The organism is Nitrobacter sp. 62-13 (assembly GCF_001896955.1).
Classification (GTDB): Bacteria; Pseudomonadota; Alphaproteobacteria; order Rhizobiales; family Xanthobacteraceae; genus Nitrobacter.
In genome coordinates, this window is sequence record NZ_MKRN01000177.1 from 15,937 (window position 1) to 37,310 (window position 21,374).

General features: G+C 63.1%; 8 protein-coding genes. 7 read left to right on the top strand and 1 reads right to left on the bottom strand.

Features of this window, described 5'->3' with window-relative positions; translation table 11 throughout:
• Positions 1 to 55 precede the first annotated feature (55 nt).
• Positions 56 to 5,707 (top strand): hypothetical protein, encoded by a 5,652-nt coding sequence (locus BGN91_RS12755; protein WP_292613714.1) that lies wholly within the window; start codon positions 56 to 58, stop codon positions 5,705 to 5,707.
• Entirely contained in the window at positions 5,704 to 8,760 is a 3,057-nt protein-coding gene (locus BGN91_RS12760) for a hypothetical protein (RefSeq protein ID WP_292613715.1), read from the top strand. Before BGN91_RS12755 ends, BGN91_RS12760 begins: the two co-directional genes overlap by 4 nt.
• 25 nt (positions 8,761 to 8,785) lie before the next feature.
• Here BGN91_RS12760 and malQ read toward each other — a convergent pair whose 3' ends face one another.
• Entirely contained in the window at positions 8,786 to 10,747 is a 1,962-nt protein-coding gene (gene malQ, locus BGN91_RS12765) for a 4-alpha-glucanotransferase (protein ID WP_292613716.1), read from the bottom strand.
• A 182-nt stretch (positions 10,748 to 10,929) separates the two neighbouring features.
• Here malQ and BGN91_RS12770 point away from each other — a divergent pair, with 182 nt between their 5' ends.
• The 5 genes from BGN91_RS12770 to BGN91_RS12790 all read left to right on the top strand — a co-directional run.
• Positions 10,930 to 12,903, top strand: a complete 1,974-nt coding sequence (locus tag BGN91_RS12770) for an alpha-1,4-glucan--maltose-1-phosphate maltosyltransferase (RefSeq protein ID WP_292613717.1) — start codon at positions 10,930 to 10,932, stop codon at positions 12,901 to 12,903.
• Positions 12,904 to 12,911: 8 nt separating this feature from the next.
• Positions 12,912 to 16,178, top strand: coding sequence for a maltose alpha-D-glucosyltransferase (gene treS / locus BGN91_RS12775; RefSeq protein ID WP_292613718.1), 3,267 nt, complete (start codon positions 12,912 to 12,914; stop codon positions 16,176 to 16,178).
• A gap of 15 nt (positions 16,179 to 16,193) precedes the next feature.
• The gene (gene glgB / locus BGN91_RS12780; RefSeq protein ID WP_292613719.1) at positions 16,194 to 18,344 is read left to right on the top strand and encodes a 1,4-alpha-glucan branching protein GlgB; all 2,151 of its coding nucleotides are present in this window, start codon (positions 16,194 to 16,196) and stop codon (positions 18,342 to 18,344) included.
• Entirely contained in the window at positions 18,344 to 20,419 is a 2,076-nt protein-coding gene (glgX, locus tag BGN91_RS12785; protein WP_292613728.1) for a glycogen debranching protein GlgX, read from the top strand. Before glgB ends, glgX begins: the two co-directional genes overlap by 1 nt.
• Positions 20,416 to 21,374 (top strand): alpha-amylase family glycosyl hydrolase (locus BGN91_RS12790; protein WP_292613720.1); only part of this gene is annotated, 959 nt, incomplete at its 3' end. The genes glgX and BGN91_RS12790, both read left to right, overlap by 4 nt.

Below are 21,374 nucleotides of genomic sequence, written 5' to 3' on the forward strand. Positions count from 1 at the left end.
CTCGATTTGACGGAATTGTTTGTATCGCGTCATTGCCGTGTCGGCGGAGGGCATTTTGACGACCTTGCGATCCTGGATCGAGAGCAACGATTGGCTTCAAGGCATACTGTTAACATCGAAGATCGACACGCTTCTCAGCGGACTCGAAGTTGATCCCGCCACCATCAGCGGCCCGGTCGGCGGAGCTTATAACGGCAAAGCGCAATTGGGGGGCGCCGCGCATCCGCTGTTCTTCGATCTCTCGCTCGCGCCGCTCGGTCCCCCGCTGCCGTTTCGTTTCGCCCTTCGCCCGGATGGCTTTGATCTCGCCTTCGACCTCGGACAGGTGCCTCCCGCCACTCGCTTGACCGATCTCGCGGCCGACAGCGCAGGGCGCGCATTCACGCCCGCGATCCACAACGGCGCGGCCGGCGGCGAGGAATGGCTGACCGCGACGGCGGGCCAGGTCAGGGTACTGGGCGCGACGATCGCACTCGTGATCGAAGGGCGGAAGGGCACGCAGGCGACCATGCGTCTCGGGCCGTCGATCGATCAGCCGGACGGCGTGGTCAGGCTCACGCTCGATCCACCGACCGTCATGCTGGGATCGAGCGGCTTCGGCCTCGAGTTACCGGATGGCTTCTTCATCGACATGAGCACGCAGGCCGCCCCGCCCCCCGCATCGGTCGACGGCCATCCGATCGTGCTGCCCGGCGACACCCCGGCGTGGAAGGGATTGTCGATCCGCAACGCGCGTTTCTACTTGCCGGAGAGCGTGCCGCTGTTCGGTCGCACCGCCGTCGATGCGCAGATCGAGATCGGGCTCGATCCCACAGGGATAGCGCTGTCGGCGGAAGCCCACGTGCCGGCACGGGACGGCAAGCCTGCAATGACGGTGCGCATCGAATGCGTCGATCCGACCGCGACCGGTCTCGCTTCTTTCCTTCCGACGCTGGTCGAGGTCGCGGCGGAACTGCCGGTCGACCAGTACCATGAGAACGTCGACGGCGGGACATTGCATGTTCTCGCCAGCCGGCCGCTGATCGCGCGCGCCCGTTTCTCGCGCGAGACCAACGATGCGGCCGCTCCGACGCGGCTGTCGATCGGTATCGAGGCGCAGGGCGCCAATGGCATCCTCGCCGTGAGTGCCGAGGGTGGTGGCGCCGCCGAGAAGGGCTTCATCGCCGCCGGGGCGTTCGCCACCGCGCTGATCGCAGAGAAGAATCTCGGCAGCGCCGGCGCGGGGACGCCTGCGGCCGGGCTCCTCACCGCCGGAATGGCGTTGAGCACGCTGCTCAACGACAAGGGCCGCCTGGTGGTCCATGGCGTCGAGCTTGCCACCGAAGGCAAGCCGAAGGGCCTCGCGCTCACCGACAAGCAGACCTTCACGCTCGACTACGCGGTCGATGTCGTGATCCACCCCATCGACCTCGGCGTGATGTCGGTCTCGCTCGCGCCCGAGGAGCCGCTGCGTATCCGGCTGCGCGGCGTAGTGCTCTCGCTCGACCATTCCCAAAGCGGCCTCGGCATGATCGGGCTCGACTACCGGCATGCCACGATGGAGGTCGAGGATCCCGGCCGCTGGCTCATCGAAGGACCGGGCTCACTGTTCGACGTGCTGGGCTCGCGCAGCGGGCGAGGTTCGATCTGGATCGAGGTCGATCTGCGCTTCAAGCTCGATCTCGGCCCGGTGCGCGTCTCCGGCGCGACTATCCGTGCGACACTCCACCCCGAAACCCACACGATCACCGCCAGCATCCGCGGTCTTGACGCGCAGATCACCATGCCCGGCGTCATCGAGGGCGAAGGCAAGGTCAGCGTCAGCGACGCCGGCTTCGAGGCAATGATCCGCGTGCAGGTGGTGCCGGCCGGGTTCAATGCCGAGGCATCGCTGCGGCTGCATGGCAAGATGGTTCTGCTCGAACTCGCCGCCGACCTGCCGGGACCGCTGCCGCTCGCCAACAGCGGACTCGGCCTGTTCGGCGTCGGCGGCACCTTCGGCATTGCGACGACGATCGCGCCGCCCGCTCCCGGCGAGGATCCGATCGAGCACGCGCTGCTGTGGGACCCGCAGGAGCCGCCGCCGCCCGGCCGCCCCGAACCGTTCAACGAGTCGCCCGGCAACTTCACCTTCGGATTGGAAGCCGTGATCGGGACGCTGCCCGACATGGGCTTCGCCTTCAGCGCCAAGGCCGGGCTGTTCCTGACGGTGCCGGACCTCGTCGTGCTCGGGGCGATCGATGCAACGATCCTCTCCGGCCGCATGAGCATCACGCACAAGCCCGATCCCGATCCCGATTTCCTCGCGTTGCGCGGCGCGATCATCGTCGATCCCCACGATGCCGTGACGTTCGGCATATCGGGCACGCTGAACATTCCGGTGTTGCTGACGGCGAAGATTCCGTCCGGTGGACGCTTTCCGGTCACCGGCGACACGTCCGACTGGTACCTCTACATCGGCGCCGACGGCTACAACGGCCAGGGGCGCGGCATCGGGCCGGCGACCGTCAGGGTCCTGCCGGACATTTTTAACGTCGGCGCTTCCGGCTACTTCATGCTGCGCGGCCACGGCATCGAAAAGTGGCCGCGCGGCGGTCCCATGAGCTTCGACGGCTTCATCCTCGCCTTCGGTTTCGGCATCGACCTGAACTTCGGTCCGCGGCCGATCGTGTGGGCCGAGGTTCATGCATCGGCCGATATTCTGGTTGCGACGAGTCCGCTGATTCTCGCCGGCTTCGGTCATGTCGACGGCTCCGCGCATATCGGACCGGTCTCTGTCGGCGTCTCTGCCGACCTGCAGGCATTCGTCGCCGAAGGCAATACGTCGATCTACGCCAGGGTTTGCGGGCATGTGAACCTGCTGTTCACGAAGGTCCGCAAGTGCGTCGAACTCAAGTTCGGATCCGAGCCGCCGTTGACGGTGCCTCCTCCGACCTCGCTGCCGCTCGACCGGCTCGAAGGCGGCCAGATCGTCGGCCAGAACGCCATGCTGATCGACGACAAGTATCAGCTTCTCCATGAACTACGGCAGTCGCCACAACAAGCGCAGACGATCTGGCCCGACGCGCTTATCGCCCTCACCTTCGCATTTCCGCCGCGTCTCGCCAGCGGCTGCGGCGGCGCGCAGTTTCCGACCATCGACCAGTATCCGGAGGGCGATCGCGCCCGGCCGTTCGGAAGCAATCTGCTCGACTATCAATGGGAGTTGCGCAGCCTCCAGCTTTTCGATGTCACCGGCGACGAGCAAGGTCCGGGAACGCTGGTATCAGGCGAATTGAGTGCGGCCTGGCAGGCAGGGCGTACCGGCAATCCCGGCTCGTCGGCGGAGCCGGCCGAACTGATCCTGTTCGATATCAAGGGCACGTTCTTCATCGACCGCATGAGCGACGCCGGCCAGTCGCTGCCGGGCGATCCGATCGGTGCGCTCGGCAGCGTCTGCAGGCCCGACGCACGCGCGCGCATCGGCTGGACGCTGGGCTTCGATGCGGTCGCGCATGAAGAACTCTGGCGCCTGCCGCCCGAGACCGTCAGCATGGATCCGGTGCAGAGCCGCATCGGTGGGCTCCTGATGCCGGGATTCACGCGGTCGGACGCGCAAACCGTCACGCCGCTCGACGAGATCGGAAGGCAGACGCTGCCGCCGATGGTGAACTATGCGAAGCCGCGCACCACGTCCCTTCCTTCTCCGATCAAGGTCGAGCGGGACTTTACCGGCGCGTTGCTGCTGGAATACGCGACCCCGGCCGACGGCAACGAAGTCACGTTCGAGAGACTGAACCTTCGCTTCAACGCGACGATCTATCTCGATGAGCCGATCGCCAGCAACGGCTTCCTGTTTCTGTGGGCGCCATCCGCAAGCCTGGACGGAAAGGGACCAGGCCTCGTGCGCGTGTACGATCCCAAGGACCGGAGCAATGCGTGGTACCCGGACACGAAAGACATCGGCAACGGCCAGCAAGTGCTGATTTTCAAGGCGCTGGGGAGTGTGACGGCACTCCGGATCGAATGGCCGGCGACGCAGCAGCTCGGCCTGCTGGGACTCGAAGGCATGACGGCAACGGCGCTCGCCGCCGCACAGGCCCGCAACGATGCGCAAGCCGCAACAGCCGCCACCCAGCAGCACGCCGCGAATGACGGACCGCTCACCGATACCGCGCATCAAAGCGGCGTGTCACGCTGCCTGCTGCAACCGGGCAAGACCTATCGCCTCGACGCGGAGTTGGCGTGGACCGGCACGCTCTACAAGCAGATCATCTATGGCGTGCGCGTGCCGGTCGCGACGTCAAGCTCCGACGTCGATCCCACACTTCCGACGAAACGCAGCTATTTCTTCAAGACCACGCCTGTGCCTCCAACGCCCGCGCCGCAGCCGCAGCCAGCGCCCGGCGGCGCTGTGCATTACGGGCAGCCCATCGCCGCCGTGAAGTTCGGATCGCCGAATTATCTTCAGACGCTCCGCCGTGCGCAAGACACGTTCGCGCCGGAACTGCTGGAGCGCCACCTCTCCGGTTACGAGCCGGCGCAAAGCGAGGTCGCGCGCTTCCGCCACGATCCGCTGCGCGCGCATTTCGACGTCGGGTATGTCGAAGCGCTCGCCAAACTTTACAATTACACGCTCAAGCTCGGCCTGCGCCGCACCGACACCGCCGAACCTTCCGGCAACCTGTCGCTGCTGATTGCCTCGTTCAGCGCAGCGCTCAATCCGGCCTTCCTGAGCGGCGCCGACCAGCGCCGCTATCAGGTCGCGACCGGGGTCGCCCTGATCAACGGCGAGGTTGTCGTGGCTGAGACAAATCCCTGCCCCGTTCCCAAGCCCGGCCTCACGCTCGACGCCACCGCAGAGCTTGAGCCGCAGGCCTGGTACGAACTTTACGTTCATATCGACTCGGCAATCCACGGCGCGCCCGCCGCACGGCTGCCGGGCGTCAGCTTCCAAACGTCGCGCTGGTTCGCGCCGGCCGACATGCTCGCCGCCTTGAGCTTCGGCGCGACGACGGCCGGCAATGCAATGGGCGATCTCGAAATCCAGGCGGTTTCCGGCTTTGCACGCGGACCCGTGCTTGGCGACGACTGCGCATTCGACGATGCGCTTCGCCGGATCGGCCTCGAAGGTTGGCCGATCGCGGAGAAACCGCGCACGAGTCTCTTGTGGCTGCCGCGCGCGGACGGCAGCGGCTGGGATTGCGCCGGCGTCCTCATCGAATCGCCCGAGCCGATCCATCGCGACGGCCGCTGCACCATCGACGGATTGAGCGCCGTACTCGCACCGAGTCATCCGGTCGTGACCTTCAACACCCAGTTCCGCGACCGCTCCGGCTCGCGCGTTCTGTTCCTGACCGACACACCGTTCCTGCCTTCGTCCTGGCTCGACGTTGGCCATCTCGTTCCCGGCAGCAAAATCCCAGGCGGGATTTTCAAGCAGCTTGCCCAACCGATAACGAAGACCTCCTCCAAGAGCACCATGCCTCAACGATCCGGCAAGGCCGCGACGACGCGCACCAAGATCGTACGGAAATCGCTCAAGGCGCCGGTCGTGCCGCCCCCGGTCATTGGTCACGCGGGCCAGGTCATTAAGCCGGGAGGAGCGAAGCCGCTGCCGATACCTCTCAGTCACCAACCCATGTTGCGGCTGAACATGACCGATCATCGACCAGATGGAACGATCGCGGCGCTCACAGGACTTCTCCTTCTTCCCAAAGCACCGTTGTTCGCGGGAGAGGCCCGATGATCCGTTTCGCTTCGCCTGCCTGGCTCGCGCTGTTCGCATTGCAAGCGGAGAATGACGCCGACCTGCCGGACGGCGTTCATATCCGCATCCAGTCGTCCCCGTTGCTCGGCCTCCCGATCGCGCCGTGGCTCGTCTGGCAGGTGCCTGTCAGCACCCGAACCGTGGCAGCACCGCGCGACCCCAAACGGCTCAAGACCCCCCTCCCGGTCGAGCCGCCTGAGTCGGAGCGGGACACGACGCGCTATGTCGCGGTCGAGGCTGTTCCTCCCAGCGGCGGCAGGACCACAATCTCGCTGCTCGATCCCGACACGGGCGGACTGATTTCGAGGCGCTCAAAACAGGCTGCCATCGTCGGCGGCCCGGTGACGCGTCGGGTGCGTCTTGGCGGCAACGTCGCAGGTGCCCGTCTGAAGATCTATGCGATCTATTCGAAGTCGAGCGAACGGATACGCGAAGAGAAGCCCATTGCTACACTGCCGTTGCCCATTTCCGACGATTGCCGCTGGTACTACGGCGGCATCACCCAGGAAGAAGGTCTGGAGCGCGTGGCGCGCGGCGCACCGCGTCGGTATACGGCGCTCGACCAGCCGGATGGACCGTTCGAATCGCTCGCGCCTGAAGACGAAGTTGCCAGGATCGACGCGCAACGCACCGAAGTCGACGCCGCGCTGGAGGCAGTGGTTCGTGCTCCCGCCGATGCGCCGTGGGACGTGACGCTCGCGGTCCCCAACCAAGGCAGTTCGCCGCCGCAAAGCGCCGATGTGCCGCAGCTCGACAGCGTGCTGATGCCGGTGTGCGACCCTGGCTTCGCGCGCTATCTCGGCTTCGCGGACAATATCGGCAAGGCGATCCGCCGCGACATGGCGCAGCCGATGATCGGGCTCGTCGTCTCCGGCGTGTTCGCGGTCGATCCGAAGCGCGTTATTTCCGAAATCCGCCTCGGTCCGTTCAAGATTCTCACGCGGCTCGAGGATCGGCTGCCGCCGCTCGACGCCGACGAGCAGGCGATGATCGATCGGGTGCTCGACATGACCGGCGCCAGGGATGTCGCCGATAAGCTTCGCAACAAGGGTTTCGAAATCCGCTGCTTCACGGCGGCCGCCGGCGCGGTGCCCCCGCCCGATCCGCTGCCGCCGCCGCGCGTTTCGCTCGCCGATGCAAAGTGGATCGCAGCAGCGAGCGGCATCAGCACCTCGTTCCGGCAAGGCTTCGCCCTGTCGACCACGCCGTTCGCGCCGCTGCTGGCGATGGCGCGGGACGACGGCAAGGGCTTCAAGCCGCGGACGCGCTGCATCAAGACCAAGACTGTGCGCAGGCACGTCGTGCTGCTGCGCGGAGAAGACAGCGCGGGTAACCAGATCGCATCCGATGCGCCGATCTCGGCTGGCGCGAAGAACCGGTATCGTTTTTGCTCCGGCGATCTGTTCGGCCGCTTCGGCAAGCCGTCAGACGTCGACGTGCCCGATCCCGACCGCCCCGCTCCGCCGCCTCCGGTGCTTCGCGCAATGCCGCTGCGCGCGACGCTCGACGATCAGGCCCCCGGCAAGCTCTCGCCGGGCTCGCTCGACGTGCGGGTGCCCGTTCCCGACAACAGTTCGATCGGCATCGGCGGCCGCCCGATCGCAAAGCTGGAGCTGACCTTCGCGGGCAAGACGCGCAAACTTGCCGCAACGCCCGGTACCATGATCACGCAGGTGTTTGCGCTGCCGGCGCTCGCTCCCCAACAAAGCGATGCATGGCCTCTCGCCGCGCACTTCACCGACGATAAAGGCAATCCCTCTCCCCAATCTACGCAGACCATCAGCATCACCGACAGCCGGCGCCCGCGACCGACGCCCGCCGGCCCCGGCATCATCTGGACCAGCCGGCCGGGCCCGTCGCCGGACGTCGAATTACGCCTGTCATGGCCGGCGGAGCCGGGGCAAGCTTATCGGGCCTGGATCGCCGACCAGCGCGGCCTCGAGCTAGCCGTGGCTCCAACCCGCGCGGCTATAGCGCTCGACGGCTACACGAAGCAGCAGCAAGGCCATTTGAACGGCCGCGCTGACCGTTTCCGGCTGATCACCGACACACCTATCACCGCCGACGGCGATGGACGCGCACGCCTCGCAACGACGCTGCCGCGAACGTTGCAGACGGTCGGATTCCTGCGCATCGTGCCGGAGACCAATCGGGGCACCGAAACGGACTCAAAGGCGTGCGGCTTTGTGCAGGCGGACTTCGATGCTTGCGGTCTTGTACCTGTTGCCGTGCCGAACGATCGGCGTCCGCCGATGCCGCGTCTCTCCGTCGCGGTGAACGCCACCGGCAAGCCTGAGCTGACGATCGAAGCGGTGGGGTTCGACCTGAATGCGATTGAGGCGGCGGAGCCCGGCCTGTTCGCGCAGCCGCCAACCGCGGCGAAGCCACCTCACTATCGTCTGCGCCGCGCCAGCGGGACAGTCAACGATCCGCTCTATGCCCGCATGGTCGGCGGCGTTCGACCGCTGCCGCTCGATCGCACCGGCGGCGCGCCCCGCTTCGCAGCGACGTTCGTGGATTCGTCCGGACTCCTTCCGTTCGTGCGTTATACCTGGTGGGCGGAGGTCCGCCTGCCGGCGGAGCGTCGTCTCCCTCGCGGCGCGACGATGCTTCCGCCGCCGGGGGCGATCACGGCGGAGAACACCGCGCAGATCGAGGATGCGCCCGCAGCGTTCAGCCTTCTGTCTGCGCCGGTCACCGTGGTGAACGCACCGCCCGCTGCGCCGGACGCGCTCAATGCCGCTTCAATCACCGCCACCATCACCGCTGCGAGCGGCGGGTTTTCGCTTCAAGTCCTTATCGCCGATGTGCCCGTCGCCCATCCGAAAGCAGTCGGTCCCTACCGTATCCGGCTGTGGGCGGAGCAGGACGGTGCAGCGCCCGTCCTGCTTGCGGACGGGATAACGACCGTCAATCCAGCGTTCCAGTGGACCGGCACGATTGCATCGAACGCCACCACGAACGTCTATGTCGCACTCATCGATCCGCTCGGCCGCGAAAGCCCGACTACGGTCAAGGCGGTCGCGTCATAGTCACGTCGCAGCCGCGCGGGACGTTTCACCGATCGCGGAGCGCGTGCCGAAGCGCGGCGAGATCGATCCAATGGCCGACATCCTTCAATTCAACCGGCAGCCGTCGGCGCCAATTGGGGTGCTCATTCACCGTGCCCGGAATGTTCGGTTGATCCTTCAACCCGATCAGATCGTCGAGTGCGATCGCAAGTATGCGCGAGGGCGTGCGCGCGAGAAATTCAACGGCTCCGAAAAAGCTTTTCGGCGCGATATATTCTTCGCCGAGCTTCCATTCGAACGCGCGATGTGCGTGCGTCCGCATCTCGTCGGTCTCGCCGGGATCGAGACCGAGCCCTCGTTTTAGCTTGAGATCGGAATGCGATTGCCAGCCTGCGAATGAGGCAAGGTCATGCGTGTTGAAGGTCACAAGCGCGTTCGCGGCATAACCAGACGACCCGAAAAACGCGCCATCATGGCCACGCTCGAACATCATCACCTTGTATGACCACACGCCCCATGTCGCGAGGATGTCGCGAAAGCCATCCGGCACCGTCCCCAGATCCTCGCCGATCACGACGCAGCGCTGGGCGACGCTCTCCTGTGCGATGACGCCGAGCAGCGCCTCCAGCGGCATCTCAACATAGACGCCGTCCCGGGGCGATGTTCCCGACGGTATCAGATAAAGCCGGTTGAGACCGAGGACGTGATCCAGCCGTATCGCCCCCGCGTAGCGCATCGATGCGCGCAGCATCTCGCGAAACGGTTCGAAGCCGCTCGCCTCGAGGCCGGCGGCGTTGAATCCTGCCAAGCCCCAGTCCTGCCCGGCCGTATTGAGTTGATCTGGCGGAGCCCCCACGGAAAGCGCGCGCGAGATGGCAACCTGCTCGTTCCACGCATCGAACCCGCCGGCCTGCACGCCGACAGCGATATCGAGATAAAGCCCGACCGCCATTCCGCGTTTGGCAGCGATATCCGCGCACGATTGCAACTGGGTGGCCGCGCACCATTGCACGAACTCCACGAATTCGATCTCGCTACGCTGTGGGCCATTTCGAAGGGCTTGAATTCGGGCGTCATCAGGTCGCCGCCACTCCTCCGGCCATTGCCACCACGGCAGTAAACCGAATTGCCGTCGCAGCACCTCGAAGCACGCAAAGCGCCGCAGCAATTCGCCACGCTCGCGCTTGAACGATTCGAACGCTCCGAGAGCGGCCGCGTGCGCCGTATTGGCCGTATCCGTAATCCTGAAGATGTCGAACGCGTGCCGGAGTGCCGCCAGTTTCAATTCCGCAACCGCCGCGTAGTCGATCAGTTCGCCGGAGCGGGCGCGGTCGAGATGTTCGCGATGCCGCGTCAACCACGAATCGGGAAAATCCGGCAGCCTCTCGGGATCGATGTAAAGCGGATTGAGAAACAGCCGGCTGTTCGGCGCATAGGGACTGCATTCGAGCGGCCGGTCATCGAACAGCGCATGAAGCGGATTGAGTCCGATCCCCGCGCAGCCCCAACCCGCAGTCAATTCGATCAGCGCGGCGAGGTCCGTGAAATCGCCGATTCCCCAATTGCGCGACGACGACAACCCGTAGAGTTGAACCGACAGAACCCAGGCTTTGTCGAACGACGATCCTTGATGGGCTCTCTCCGGCGTCACCAGTAACGGTATCGAATCGATCGTATGTCCCTGCTCTTTCTCGATCTCGAGCCGGTACGTTCCGATGGGGATCGCAGGCGGCAAATCGATCATCCCGCCGGCCACACTGCCTCGCGCAAGCGCCTGATGACGTTCAACGAGCCGCCAGTTCAGTCCGTTCGCATCCACCGGTACCTGCCGGCCGGTAGCGTCCGCGACGATTACTATGGGTCGTTTCAGGAACGGATGTCGCGAAGGAGGCGGCAGACCATCAACGACGGCACGCAGCCGCTCACCGCTCACCACATGGCAATGCCCCTGCCCGTCAACAAATTCCAGATCGATGCCGTAGTCGCGTGCTTTTGAATAAACATCCATCCCCAGCCTCAAGCCGCAGGCACGTCCATCCGAGATTCCGACTGTCCGCAATTTCGTCGGAGTGACGTCCCACGCGAAGTGAGTCAACACCAGAGCAAGATCGCGGTTCCATCGGGAACTTTGCAGGGACGCGCGGGTTAAACACCCGGGTCCTTCATTCACTAGCAGGTCGGCGGCGCGTGATGTCCGTATCAACGCAAAAGAACATGCCGTTACGGGTAGGCGAACGCGGTGCAGCCACAGGCAGTTTCCACATCGAGGATGTATATCCCTGCGTGGACGGCGGGCGATTTCCGGTCAAGCGCCTTGCCGGCGACGTCGTCGAAGTCTGGGCGGATATTTTCAGAAGCGGTCACGACATCATCGCCGCGCAGTTGATCTGGCGTCGCGAGACGGATCGCGACTGGCAGAAGTCTTCGATGACGCTGCACGACAACGATCGCTGGTTCGGCAGCTTCACGCCTCCCGACCCCGGCCGGTACGTCTATGCCATCGAGGCCTGGACCGACGAATTCGCCACATGGAAGCATGGCTTCGAACTGAAGCAGCGAGCTGGCCAGGATGTCTCTCTCGATGCCTTGGAGGGAGCCGCGCTTCTGACGCGGGCGCAGTACGGCGGCGAGCAAGCCACCACAATCATCGTCCGTCAATGCGAGGACTATCTGAAAAGCGGCGATCCCGCATGCCTGCTTGTGCCGGAACTGGCGGGCGCCATGACCGAAAGCCGCGAACGTGGCGACCTCACGCGGTCCCAGCTTTACCCGCTGACGATCGACCGCAACCTCGCCGTGGCTGGAGCGTGGTACGAGATGGTGCCCCGCAGCCAGAGCACCGTGCCCGGCAAGCACGGCACCTTTCGCGACTGCATCGCACGCCTGCCTGACATCGCCGCAATGGGATTCGACGTTCTTTACTTCACGCCGATCCATCCGATCGGCAAGACCAATCGCAAGGGGCGCAACAATGCGCTGACCGCCGCCAGAGATGATCCCGGCAGCCCCTACGCCATCGGCGGATGCGAGGGCGGGCACGATGCGATCCACCCCGAGCTCGGCACCTTCGACGACTTTCGTGATCTAGTCTCCGCCTGCAAGGCCCAGGGGATTGAGATCGCGCTCGACATCGCGGTGCAGTGTTCGCCTGATCATCCCTGGCTGACGCAGCACCCAGACTGGTTCAAGCGGCGCCCCGACGGCACGATGCGCTATGCGGAAAATCCTCCGAAGAAGTACGAAGACATCGTCAATCCTGATTTCAGCTGCGACGATGCCGGCTCGCTGTGGAACGCGCTGCGCGACGTTATCCTGTTCTGGGTGAACCAGGGCGTGCGCATCTTCCGCGTCGACAACCCGCACACCAAACCATTCAATTTCTGGGAATGGCTGATCCGTGAAGTTCAAACGAAAGATCCAGGCGTCATCTTCCTCGCCGAGGCGTTCACGCGTCCCAAGGTGATGAAAGGCCTGGCGAAGCTCGGATTCACGCAGTCGTATACCTATTTCACCTGGCGTACCCGGAAGTGGGAAATCGAGTCCTATCTCAACGAACTGACAGGGTATCCGGAACGCGACTACTATCGACCGAATTTTTTCGTCAATACGCCGGACATCCTACCCTACCATCTGCAAAGCGGCGAAGCCTGGATGTTCAGGTCGCGCGTGGCGCTGGCGGCGACGCTGTCGAGTAACTATGGAATCTACAACGGCTTCGAACTTCTGGAGCACGAACCCATTCCGGGTCGCGAGGAATATCTCAACTCGGAGAAGTACGAAATCAAGGTCCGCGACTGGAATGCGCCAGGCAATATCAAACCCTATATCGCCGCGCTCAATCACGCGCGTCGTGAGAATCCTGCGCTTTTGCAAACCCGCAATCTGAGATTCCTCCCGGTCGACAGCGACCAGATCGTCGCCTTCGTCAAGCAAACGACCGACGCCGGCAACACCGTCGTCGGCGTCATCGCGCTGTCGCGTGATGCTTCCGAATTCTGGCTGCCGCTCGACTCTATCCGTGTCCGTGTCACCGAAGATCTGTCGCCTCCCGTTGCATTGGAAAACATCATGACCGGAGAGCGTCACGCCATCGAGTGGGGCGGCGTGCGTTTGAGGATCGACCCGCTCCGCGATCCCACGCTTTTGTTTCGTTGTCTGGCGTGAGGCGCGTCATGAACGACATGACCAAAATCCGTGCCGACAGATGTGTCCAGACCGACGATCTCTGGTACAAGGACGCAATCATCTATCAGCTTCACGTCAAGGCCTTCGCCGACAGCAACAACGATGGCATCGGCGACTTCGCCGGCCTGACGAGCAAACTCGATTACCTTCAGGAACTGGGCGTCACCACGCTTTGGCTTCTGCCGTTCTATCCGTCTCCGGGGCGCGACGATGGATATGACATTGCCGACTACGGTTCGGTCAATCCGGACTTCGGCTCGATGAAAGACTTTCGGCGTTTTATCTCCGAAGCTAAGCGCCGCGGACTCCGCGTCATCACCGAACTCGTCATCAACCACACCTCCGACCAGCACAAATGGTTCAAGCGCGCGCAGCGCAGTCCGCCCGGATCGAGCGCGCGAAACTGGTACGTCTGGAGCGCTACCGACAAGAAGTACCAGGGCACGCGGATCATTTTTACCGACACGGAGAAGTCGAACTGGGCGTGGGATGCCGAAGCCAACGCCTATTACTGGCACCGCTTCTTCACGCACCAGCCGGATCTCAATTTCGACAACCCGCGCGTGGTCAGGGCCGTCGTTCAGGTCATGAAGCGATGGCTCGACGCGGGCGTCGATGGCTTTCGGCTGGATGCCATCCCGTATCTGTGCGAGCGCGACGGAACCAACAATGAGAACCTTCCCGAAACGCATGCGGTGATCAAGCACATTCGCGCCGAGCTCGATGCCTATGCCAAGGGCAAGGTGCTTCTCGCCGAGGCCAATCAATGGCCGGAGGATGTGCAGTCCTATTTCGGCGATGGCGACGAGTGCCACATGGCCTATCATTTTCCGCTGATGCCGCGCATCTATATGGCGATCGCCCAGGAAGACCGCTTTCCGATCACGGACATCCTGCGACAGACGCCCGATATTCCGGCAAATTGCCAATGGGCAATGTTCCTGCGCAACCATGATGAGCTGACGCTTGAAATGGTGACGGACATCGAGCGCGACTATCTCTGGTCGACCTATGCCGCCGATCCACGCGCCCGCATCAATCTCGGTATTCGCCGCCGCCTCGCGCCCTTGATGGACAACGACCGGCGCAAGATCGAGCTGATGAATTCGTTGCTGATGTCGTTTCCCGGTACGCCGATCGTCTATTACGGCGACGAAATCGGCATGGGTGACAATATCTATCTCGGTGATCGCAACGGCGTTCGCACCCCGATGCAGTGGACGCCGGACCGCAACGGCGGCTTTTCGCGCTGCGATCCGGCGCGGCTCTACGCGCCGCCGGTCATGGATGCCGTCTATGGCTACGAGTCCGTCAACGTCGAGGCTCAGTCGCGGAGCCTGTCGTCGTTGTTGAACTGGATGAAGAAGCTGATTTCGGTTCGCAAATCCAGCCACGCTTTCGGCCGCGGCACCATGTCCTTCGTGCGCTCATCAAATCGCAGTGTGCTCGCTTACGTGCGGCAGTACGGCGACGAGGTTCTGCTCTGCGTCGCCAATCTGTCGCGTTCGGCACAAGCCTCCGAACTCGATCTGTCGCACTGGAAAGGTCGCTCGCCTATCGAAATGCTGGGACGAACGACTTTTCCCGATATCGGCGAACTCGCCTATCTGATCACGCTTGCGCCGTATGGATTCTACTGGTTTCAACTGACTGAAAAGCCGCCTTCGCCGAACGTCGCCACGGTGATAGTTCCGGACTACGAAACCCTCGTCGTTCCGCTAGGCTCGACCTGGATGTCGTTGGCGCGGACCCGCTCGATCTTCGAGCGCGACGTTCTGCCCTCACATCTCGCCCGCGCTCGCTGGTTTCCGGAGCGATCGGCCGGCGCCATCACCGCGCGCGTCCCAGCGGCGGTGCCGCTCATGAAAGATCAGGTTTCCCGGCCATGGCTGATGATCTTCGACGTTACCCATCGCGGCCAGTCGGGACGATACGCGATGCCGATCCGGATCCGATGGGACAGGCTCGACCGGCGTAAATTCGATCCTCAGAACATCGCCGCCGTGCGGCAGGGATCGCGCGAAGGAACTCTGATCGACACCGCTCACGAGAGCGATCTGATCACCGGTATCATCGACGGCCTGCGCCAGCGGGCAACCTTCGAAGAAGGCGGGCTGCAGCTTGCCTATTACCCGACGGAACGGCTCGCCTCGATTGCAGAAGAACCGATTTCCAACGTGCGCGCGGTGCAAACGGAACAGTCGAACAGCACCGCACTGGTGGACGACAAATTCGTCGTCAAGATCTATCGCAAGCTGGACAACGGCATCAATCCGGAAGTGGAAGTCGGCCGTTTCCTCACCGACGTCGTCGGATTCGCCAATACGCCCGCCCTGCTCGGCAGCGTGGAGCTGACAGGACCCGATATCCAGGCTGCCGTCGCCATCGTTCATGCCTTTGTCGGCAATCAAGGCGATGCATGGACTGTCAGCAGCGCCGCGCTGGATCGCTTTGTCGATGAGCAGCGGCTGGTCGGAGCGAGCGATTCGGCTTCGGCGCTCGAAGAGAAGGCGGCATACCAGCGCTACATGATACAAACCGGCAAGCGGGTCGCGGAAATGCACATCGCGCTTGCCAGCCGCAACGACATCGCGGATTTCCGGCCCGAGCCCGTGACCGCTTCGGATGTCGCGCATCTCATCGATCGTCTGATGGCGCGTGCCGAGAAAACGTTCGAGCGGCTCGCCCAGGCCAGGCTCCCCGAGTCGGATCAACGTCTTGCCGAGCAACTCCTGAACTTTCGTCGGTCGCTGCGTGATCGGCTCACGGAGCTGCTGCCGCCTTCGATTCAGATGTACAACATTCGACACCATGGCGATTTTCACCTCGGGCAGATTCTCGTTGTCCGCGATGATATTTTCGTCATCGACTTCGAAGGCGAGCCCCGCCGAAGTCTCCCCGAGCGGCGGATGAAGGCGCCGGCGGCTCGCGACGTCGCCGGGTTGATCAGATCCATCGACTATTCCGTTACTTCGGCGCAGGAGCGCGCCCTCAAGACCGCAACGGACGACGACGGCCGGCTCGCCGAGGCTTTGTCGACATGGCGCGACGAAGCGACGCAAACCTTCCTGACCGCCTACCGCGACGCGATGTCCGATCTCCGGCTATGGCCGCAGGATGACGATCACGCCGACAGAACGCTGCGGTTCTTCCTGCTCGAGAAGGCCTTCTATGAAATCGATTACGAACTCGCGCATCGTCCCGATTGGCTTCGGGTTGCCTTGGGCGGCGCACTCCGCGTGCTGCGCAAATAGGAAGCGAGATCACGCATGACCGAACTGTCTTCCGAAGCCCGCGCCATCGTCGAAGGGCGGCATTCCGATCCCTTCCACTATCTCGGCTGTCACCGCGAGAACGATCGCAAGGTGGTACGCGCCTATCTACCCGAAGCGTCCGAGGTGCGCGTCGTCAATGAGCGCGGTGAGGAAACGAAACTGACGCGCATTCATGACGCCGGGCTTTTCCTGGGCGACCTGCCGAACGGCGCCGAGCGTTACCGCCTTCGCGCGCGCTATGGCGCCGACACGGTCGAACTCGAAGACCCCTACCGATTTTTGCCGATCCTCAGCGATTTTGATCTCTATCTGCTCGGCGAAGGCACGCATCAGCGGCTCTATGACAAACTCGGCGCCCATCCGATGACAATGGACGGCGTCGACGGCACGGGATTCGTCGTGCTTGCACCCAACGCGCGGGCCGTCGCGGTGGTCGGAGATTTCAATTGCTGGGACCGACGCCGACATCCGATGCGCGTGCGAGCCAACGGATTCTGGGAGTTGTTTATTCCGGGCGCGCGGACAGGCGACCGCTACAAATTCGCGATCACCGACCAGAGCGGTGGCTTGCTGCCGTTGAAATCCGACCCGATGGCTTTTGCCGCAGAAGTGCGGCCGAATACCGCCTCAATCGTATTCGACGAGACCGCGCTGCCCCGCCCGACGCCGGCAGCCGCCGTGATCAATGCGCGCAACATGCCGATCTCCATCTACGAGGTTCATCTCGGATCGTGGCGACGCGGCGACGGCAACCGCTGGCTGTCGTATCGCGAACTCGCGGACACGCTGCCGCATTATGCCAGCGACCTTGGCTTCACGCATATCGAACTGATGCCGGTGAACGAGCATCCGTTCGACGGCTCCTGGGGCTACCAGCCCACCGGCCTTTATGCACCGACCAGCCGGTTCGGATCGCCGGAGGATTTCGCGCATCTGGTCGATGCCTGCCACCGCGCGGGACTTGGTGTCTTGCTGGATTGGGTGCCCGGCCACTTTCCCGACGATCCCCACGGGCTTGGCCATTTCGACGGCACGTCGCTTTATGAACATGCCAATCCGTTGCAGGGCCGCCACCTCGACTGGGACACCCTGATCTACAACTACGGCCGCACCGAAGTCGTCAATTTTCTGGTCGCCAACGCCTTTTTCTGGCTCGATCGCTACGGCGTGGACGGCCTTCGCGTCGATGCCGTGGCCTCCATGCTCTATCTCGATTACAGCCGTCCCGAGGGCGGCTGGATTCCCAACAAACATGGCGGCCGGGAAAATCTCGAAGCTATCGAATTTCTGCGCCGGTTCAATCGGGAGGTATTCGGACAATTCCCGCACGCCACAACGGTGGCGGAGGAATCGACGGCATGGCCGCAAGTCTCGCGCCCGACCGAATTCGGCGGCCTCGGTTTCGGCTACAAGTGGAACATGGGCTGGATGCACGACACGCTAAATTACATCGGCAAGGACCCGGTCTATCGCAAGCACCATCACGGTCAAATCCTCTTCGGACTGCATTATGCGTTCTCGGAAAACTTCATCCTGCCGCTGTCCCATGACGAGGTGGTGCATGGCAAACGTTCGATTTTGGGCCGCATGCCGGGCGATGACTGGCAGCGCTTTGCAAATCTCCGCTCCTACTATGGGTTCATGTTCGGGCATCCCGGCAAGAAGCTGATGTTCATGGGCGGCGAGTTCGGCCAGGAACGCGAATGGAACCACGACCACGCCCTCGACTGGCATCTTCTCGATCAGGCCCGGCACCGGGGAATACAGAACCTCGTTCGCGATCTCAACGCGCTCTATCGCAGTCTGCCGGCGCTGCACGAACTGGATTGCGATCCGGCCGGATTTGAATGGATTATCGCGAACGATGCCGACCACAGCGTCTTCGCATGGATGCGCAAGGGCGAAAGCGGACGATCGCGCTGTCTCGTTGTCGCAAATTTCACGCCGACGGTCCATCGCGAATACCGCGTACGCGTACCCTTCGCGGGCAAGTGGCGCGAAACGCTCAACACCGACTCCGCTCATTACGGCGGAAGCAACGTCGGCAACCACGGTATGGTCGAGACACTGGACGGGGTTGTCCCCGAACTCAGCCTGACGCTCCCGCCGCTCGCGGTGATCTTTCTGGTGCCGGAACCTGCATGATGAGAATCTCGGAAGGGACATATGTCCGCCTCGGTTCGAACTGGGATGGGCGCGGCACGAACTTTGCGCTTTTTTCGGCACATGCGGAAAAGGTCGAGCTTTGCCTGTTTGACAGCCAGGGACGGCGGGAGATCGAGCGCATAGCCCTGCCCGAGCACAATGAGGATGTCTGGCATGGTTACCTGAGCGACGTCGCGCCCGGCCAACTCTACGGCTATCGCGTGTACGGACCCTACGATCCTCAACACGGGCACCGCTTCAATCCCCATAAGCTGCTGCTCGATCCTTACGCGAAGAAGGTCAGCGGACGGCTGGTCTGGAGCGATGCCCACTTCGCCTATCGCACCGGCAGCCCGCGCGAGGATCTGTCCTTCGATCGGCGCGACAATGCGCGCGCCATGCCGAAAGCCACCGTCACCGACGAGACGTTCAACTGGGGCCGGCGCGAACCGCGGCCCAGCATTCCCTGGGAAGATACGATCATCTACGAGGCGCACGTCAAAGGGCTGACCAAGACGCGTCTGGACATATCTCCCGATTTGCGCGGCAGTTACCGCGCGCTCGCAGCGCCCGCCATGATCGATCACCTGCGGCGGCTCGGCGTCACCACGATCGAGTTGCTGCCGATTCACGGCTTCGTCGATGATCGGCAACTCGTCGAGCGCAAGCTGAGCAATTATTGGGGATACAATTCCATCTCGTTCCTCGCGCCAGAACAGCGCTACGCCAAGAACGACGCGCTCAACGAATTCCGCATGTCGGTTGCCCGCCTTCACGACGCAGGCTTCGAAGTCATGCTTGACGTGGTCTACAATCACACCGCCGAAGGCAATCACCTCGGGCCGACCCTGTCGTTCCGCGGCATCGACAATGCATCCTATTATTGGCTGATGCCGGATAATCCGCGTTATTACGACGACTTTACAGGCACGGGAAACTCGCTGAACCTGACTCACCCGCGCGTGCTGCAGATGGTGATGGACTCGCTGCGTTATTGGGTCGAGGTCTGCCACATCGACGGCTTTCGCTTCGATCTTGCCAGCACGCTGGCGCGCGGTCCCCACGGCTTCGACCGCAACAGTTCCTTCTTCAATGCGATCCGGCAGGATCCGTCCCTTGCCGCCGTCAAGCTTGTCGCCGAGCCATGGGACGTCGGCGCCGGCGGCTATCAGGTTGGAGGTTTCCCCTCGCAATGGTCGGAGTGGAACGACCGATACCGCAGCGCCTTGCGGCGATACTGGGCTGGCGAAGGAAATCTGATCGGCGATGTCGGCGGCCGCATGACCGGATCATCCGACCTCTTCAATCATGACGACCGCTCTCCGCGCGCGGGCATCAATCACGTCACCGTCCATGACGGATTCACGCTCGCCGACCTGTTTTCCTACAACGAGAAACACAACGAAGCCAACGGTGAAGACAATCGGGACGGCTCCAACGACAATCACAGCAACAATTGCGGCCACGAGGGACCGACGGACGACCCCGCGATCGTTGCGCTTCGCCGTCAGCTTCGCAAGAACCAGCTTGCATGCCTGCTGCTTGCCCAGGGGATTCCGCTTCTCCTCGCAGGCGACGAGATCGGCAACAGCCAGAATGGCAACAACAACGCCTATTGTCAGGACAACGAGATCGGATGGATCGACTGGAGCGGCCTTGGCCGTGAGGGCGACGACATGACCGATTTCGTCGGACGCCTGACCGCGATCCGCAAGCGGTTTGCGCAGATCAGGTCACGGCAATGGGTCGTCCGCAAGACGGCTGACGGCGCCTACGGCGTGCTGTGGTTGACGCCGGAAGGCAACGAGATGACGGACGCCGACTGGAATTTCCCGGAGGGTCGATTTCTTTCCTACGTGCTTGGACCAATGGAGCACAACCATGAAGCCCTTTACGTCGTGCTCAACGCTGCTTCTGAGGCGATCGAGTTCAGAGTTCCGGGCATGGAAGAGTACAAGACATGGTCGATCGTGCTCCATACCACCGACGATGATGCTGAAGGCAGCGAGCACGAATCCAATGCGACGATGCAGGCGCCGCCTCGCAGCGTCATCGCGTTCGCAGGCCGACCATGACAGCCGGCCGTTTCGGCCCCATTCTCCGACCGGACGGCGCGACGTTCCGGCTTTGGGCGCCGGCGGCTGCCGAAGTGGACGTCATAACCGACGCCGCGCATCCAATGACGAAAGACAGCGGCGGATGGTTCGTGGCCGATGTGGCCGCGGCCCGGCCCGGCACACGTTATCGTTTCCGGATTGACGGCAGTCTCGACGTGCCGGATCCGGCGTCGTCGTATCAACCCTACGACGTGTCCGGTCCAAGCGAGCTAGTCGAGCACGGTCGCTTCCAGTGGAAGGCGACCGACTGGCGTGGCCGGCTCTGGCACGAGTCGGTCATCCTCGAATGCCATGTCGGCACCTTCACGCCGGAGGGCACTTATCGCGCAATGATCGGCAAGCTCGATCATCTCGTTTCGACCGGAATCACCGCTCTCGAATTGATGCCGCTGGCCGACTTCGCCGGTACCCGAAATTGGGGTTACGACGGCGTACTGTGGTACGCACCCGATCACGTTTACGGTACGCCGGACGATCTCCGGGAATTGATCGATCAAGCCCATCTGCGCGGACTGATGGTCTTTCTCGATGTCGTCTATAACCACTTTGGCCCGGAGGGAAATTATCTCGGGCTTTATGCGCCGCAGTTTTTCTGCGCGGAAACGCCGTGGGGGTCTGCGATCGATTATCGGCTTGCCGAAGTGCGCGCCTTCGCGGTCGACAACGCGCTGCACTGGCTCGGCAACTATCGGTTCGACGGGCTACGCCTCGACGCCGTGCATGCCCTCGCCGAGATGGGCGAACCGACGATCCTGAACGATATCAGCCGCGCCATCGGCATTCTGGCGCGGCGGAGCGGCCGGCATATCCACCTTGTGCTGGAGAACGACGATAACCGCGCCGTACTGCTCGATCCATTGTCGGTTATCCCGGACGGAAAGTATCGCGCGCAATGGAACGACGACTACCATCA

Excerpts from the sequence above, each read along its gene's own strand:
- BGN91_RS12760 (WP_292613715.1), top strand. The coding sequence starts at position 5,704 with ATGATCCGTTTCGCTTCGCCTGCCTGGCTCGCGCTGTTCGCATTGCAA.
- malQ (WP_292613716.1), bottom strand. The coding sequence starts at position 10,747 with ATGGATGTTTATTCAAAAGCACGCGACTACGGCATCGATCTGGAATTT.
- BGN91_RS12770 (WP_292613717.1), top strand. The coding sequence starts at position 10,930 with ATGTCCGTATCAACGCAAAAGAACATGCCGTTACGGGTAGGCGAACGC.
- treS (WP_292613718.1), top strand. The coding sequence starts at position 12,912 with ATGAACGACATGACCAAAATCCGTGCCGACAGATGTGTCCAGACCGAC.
- glgB (WP_292613719.1), top strand. The coding sequence starts at position 16,194 with ATGACCGAACTGTCTTCCGAAGCCCGCGCCATCGTCGAAGGGCGGCAT.
- glgX (WP_292613728.1), top strand. The coding sequence starts at position 18,344 with ATGAGAATCTCGGAAGGGACATATGTCCGCCTCGGTTCGAACTGGGAT.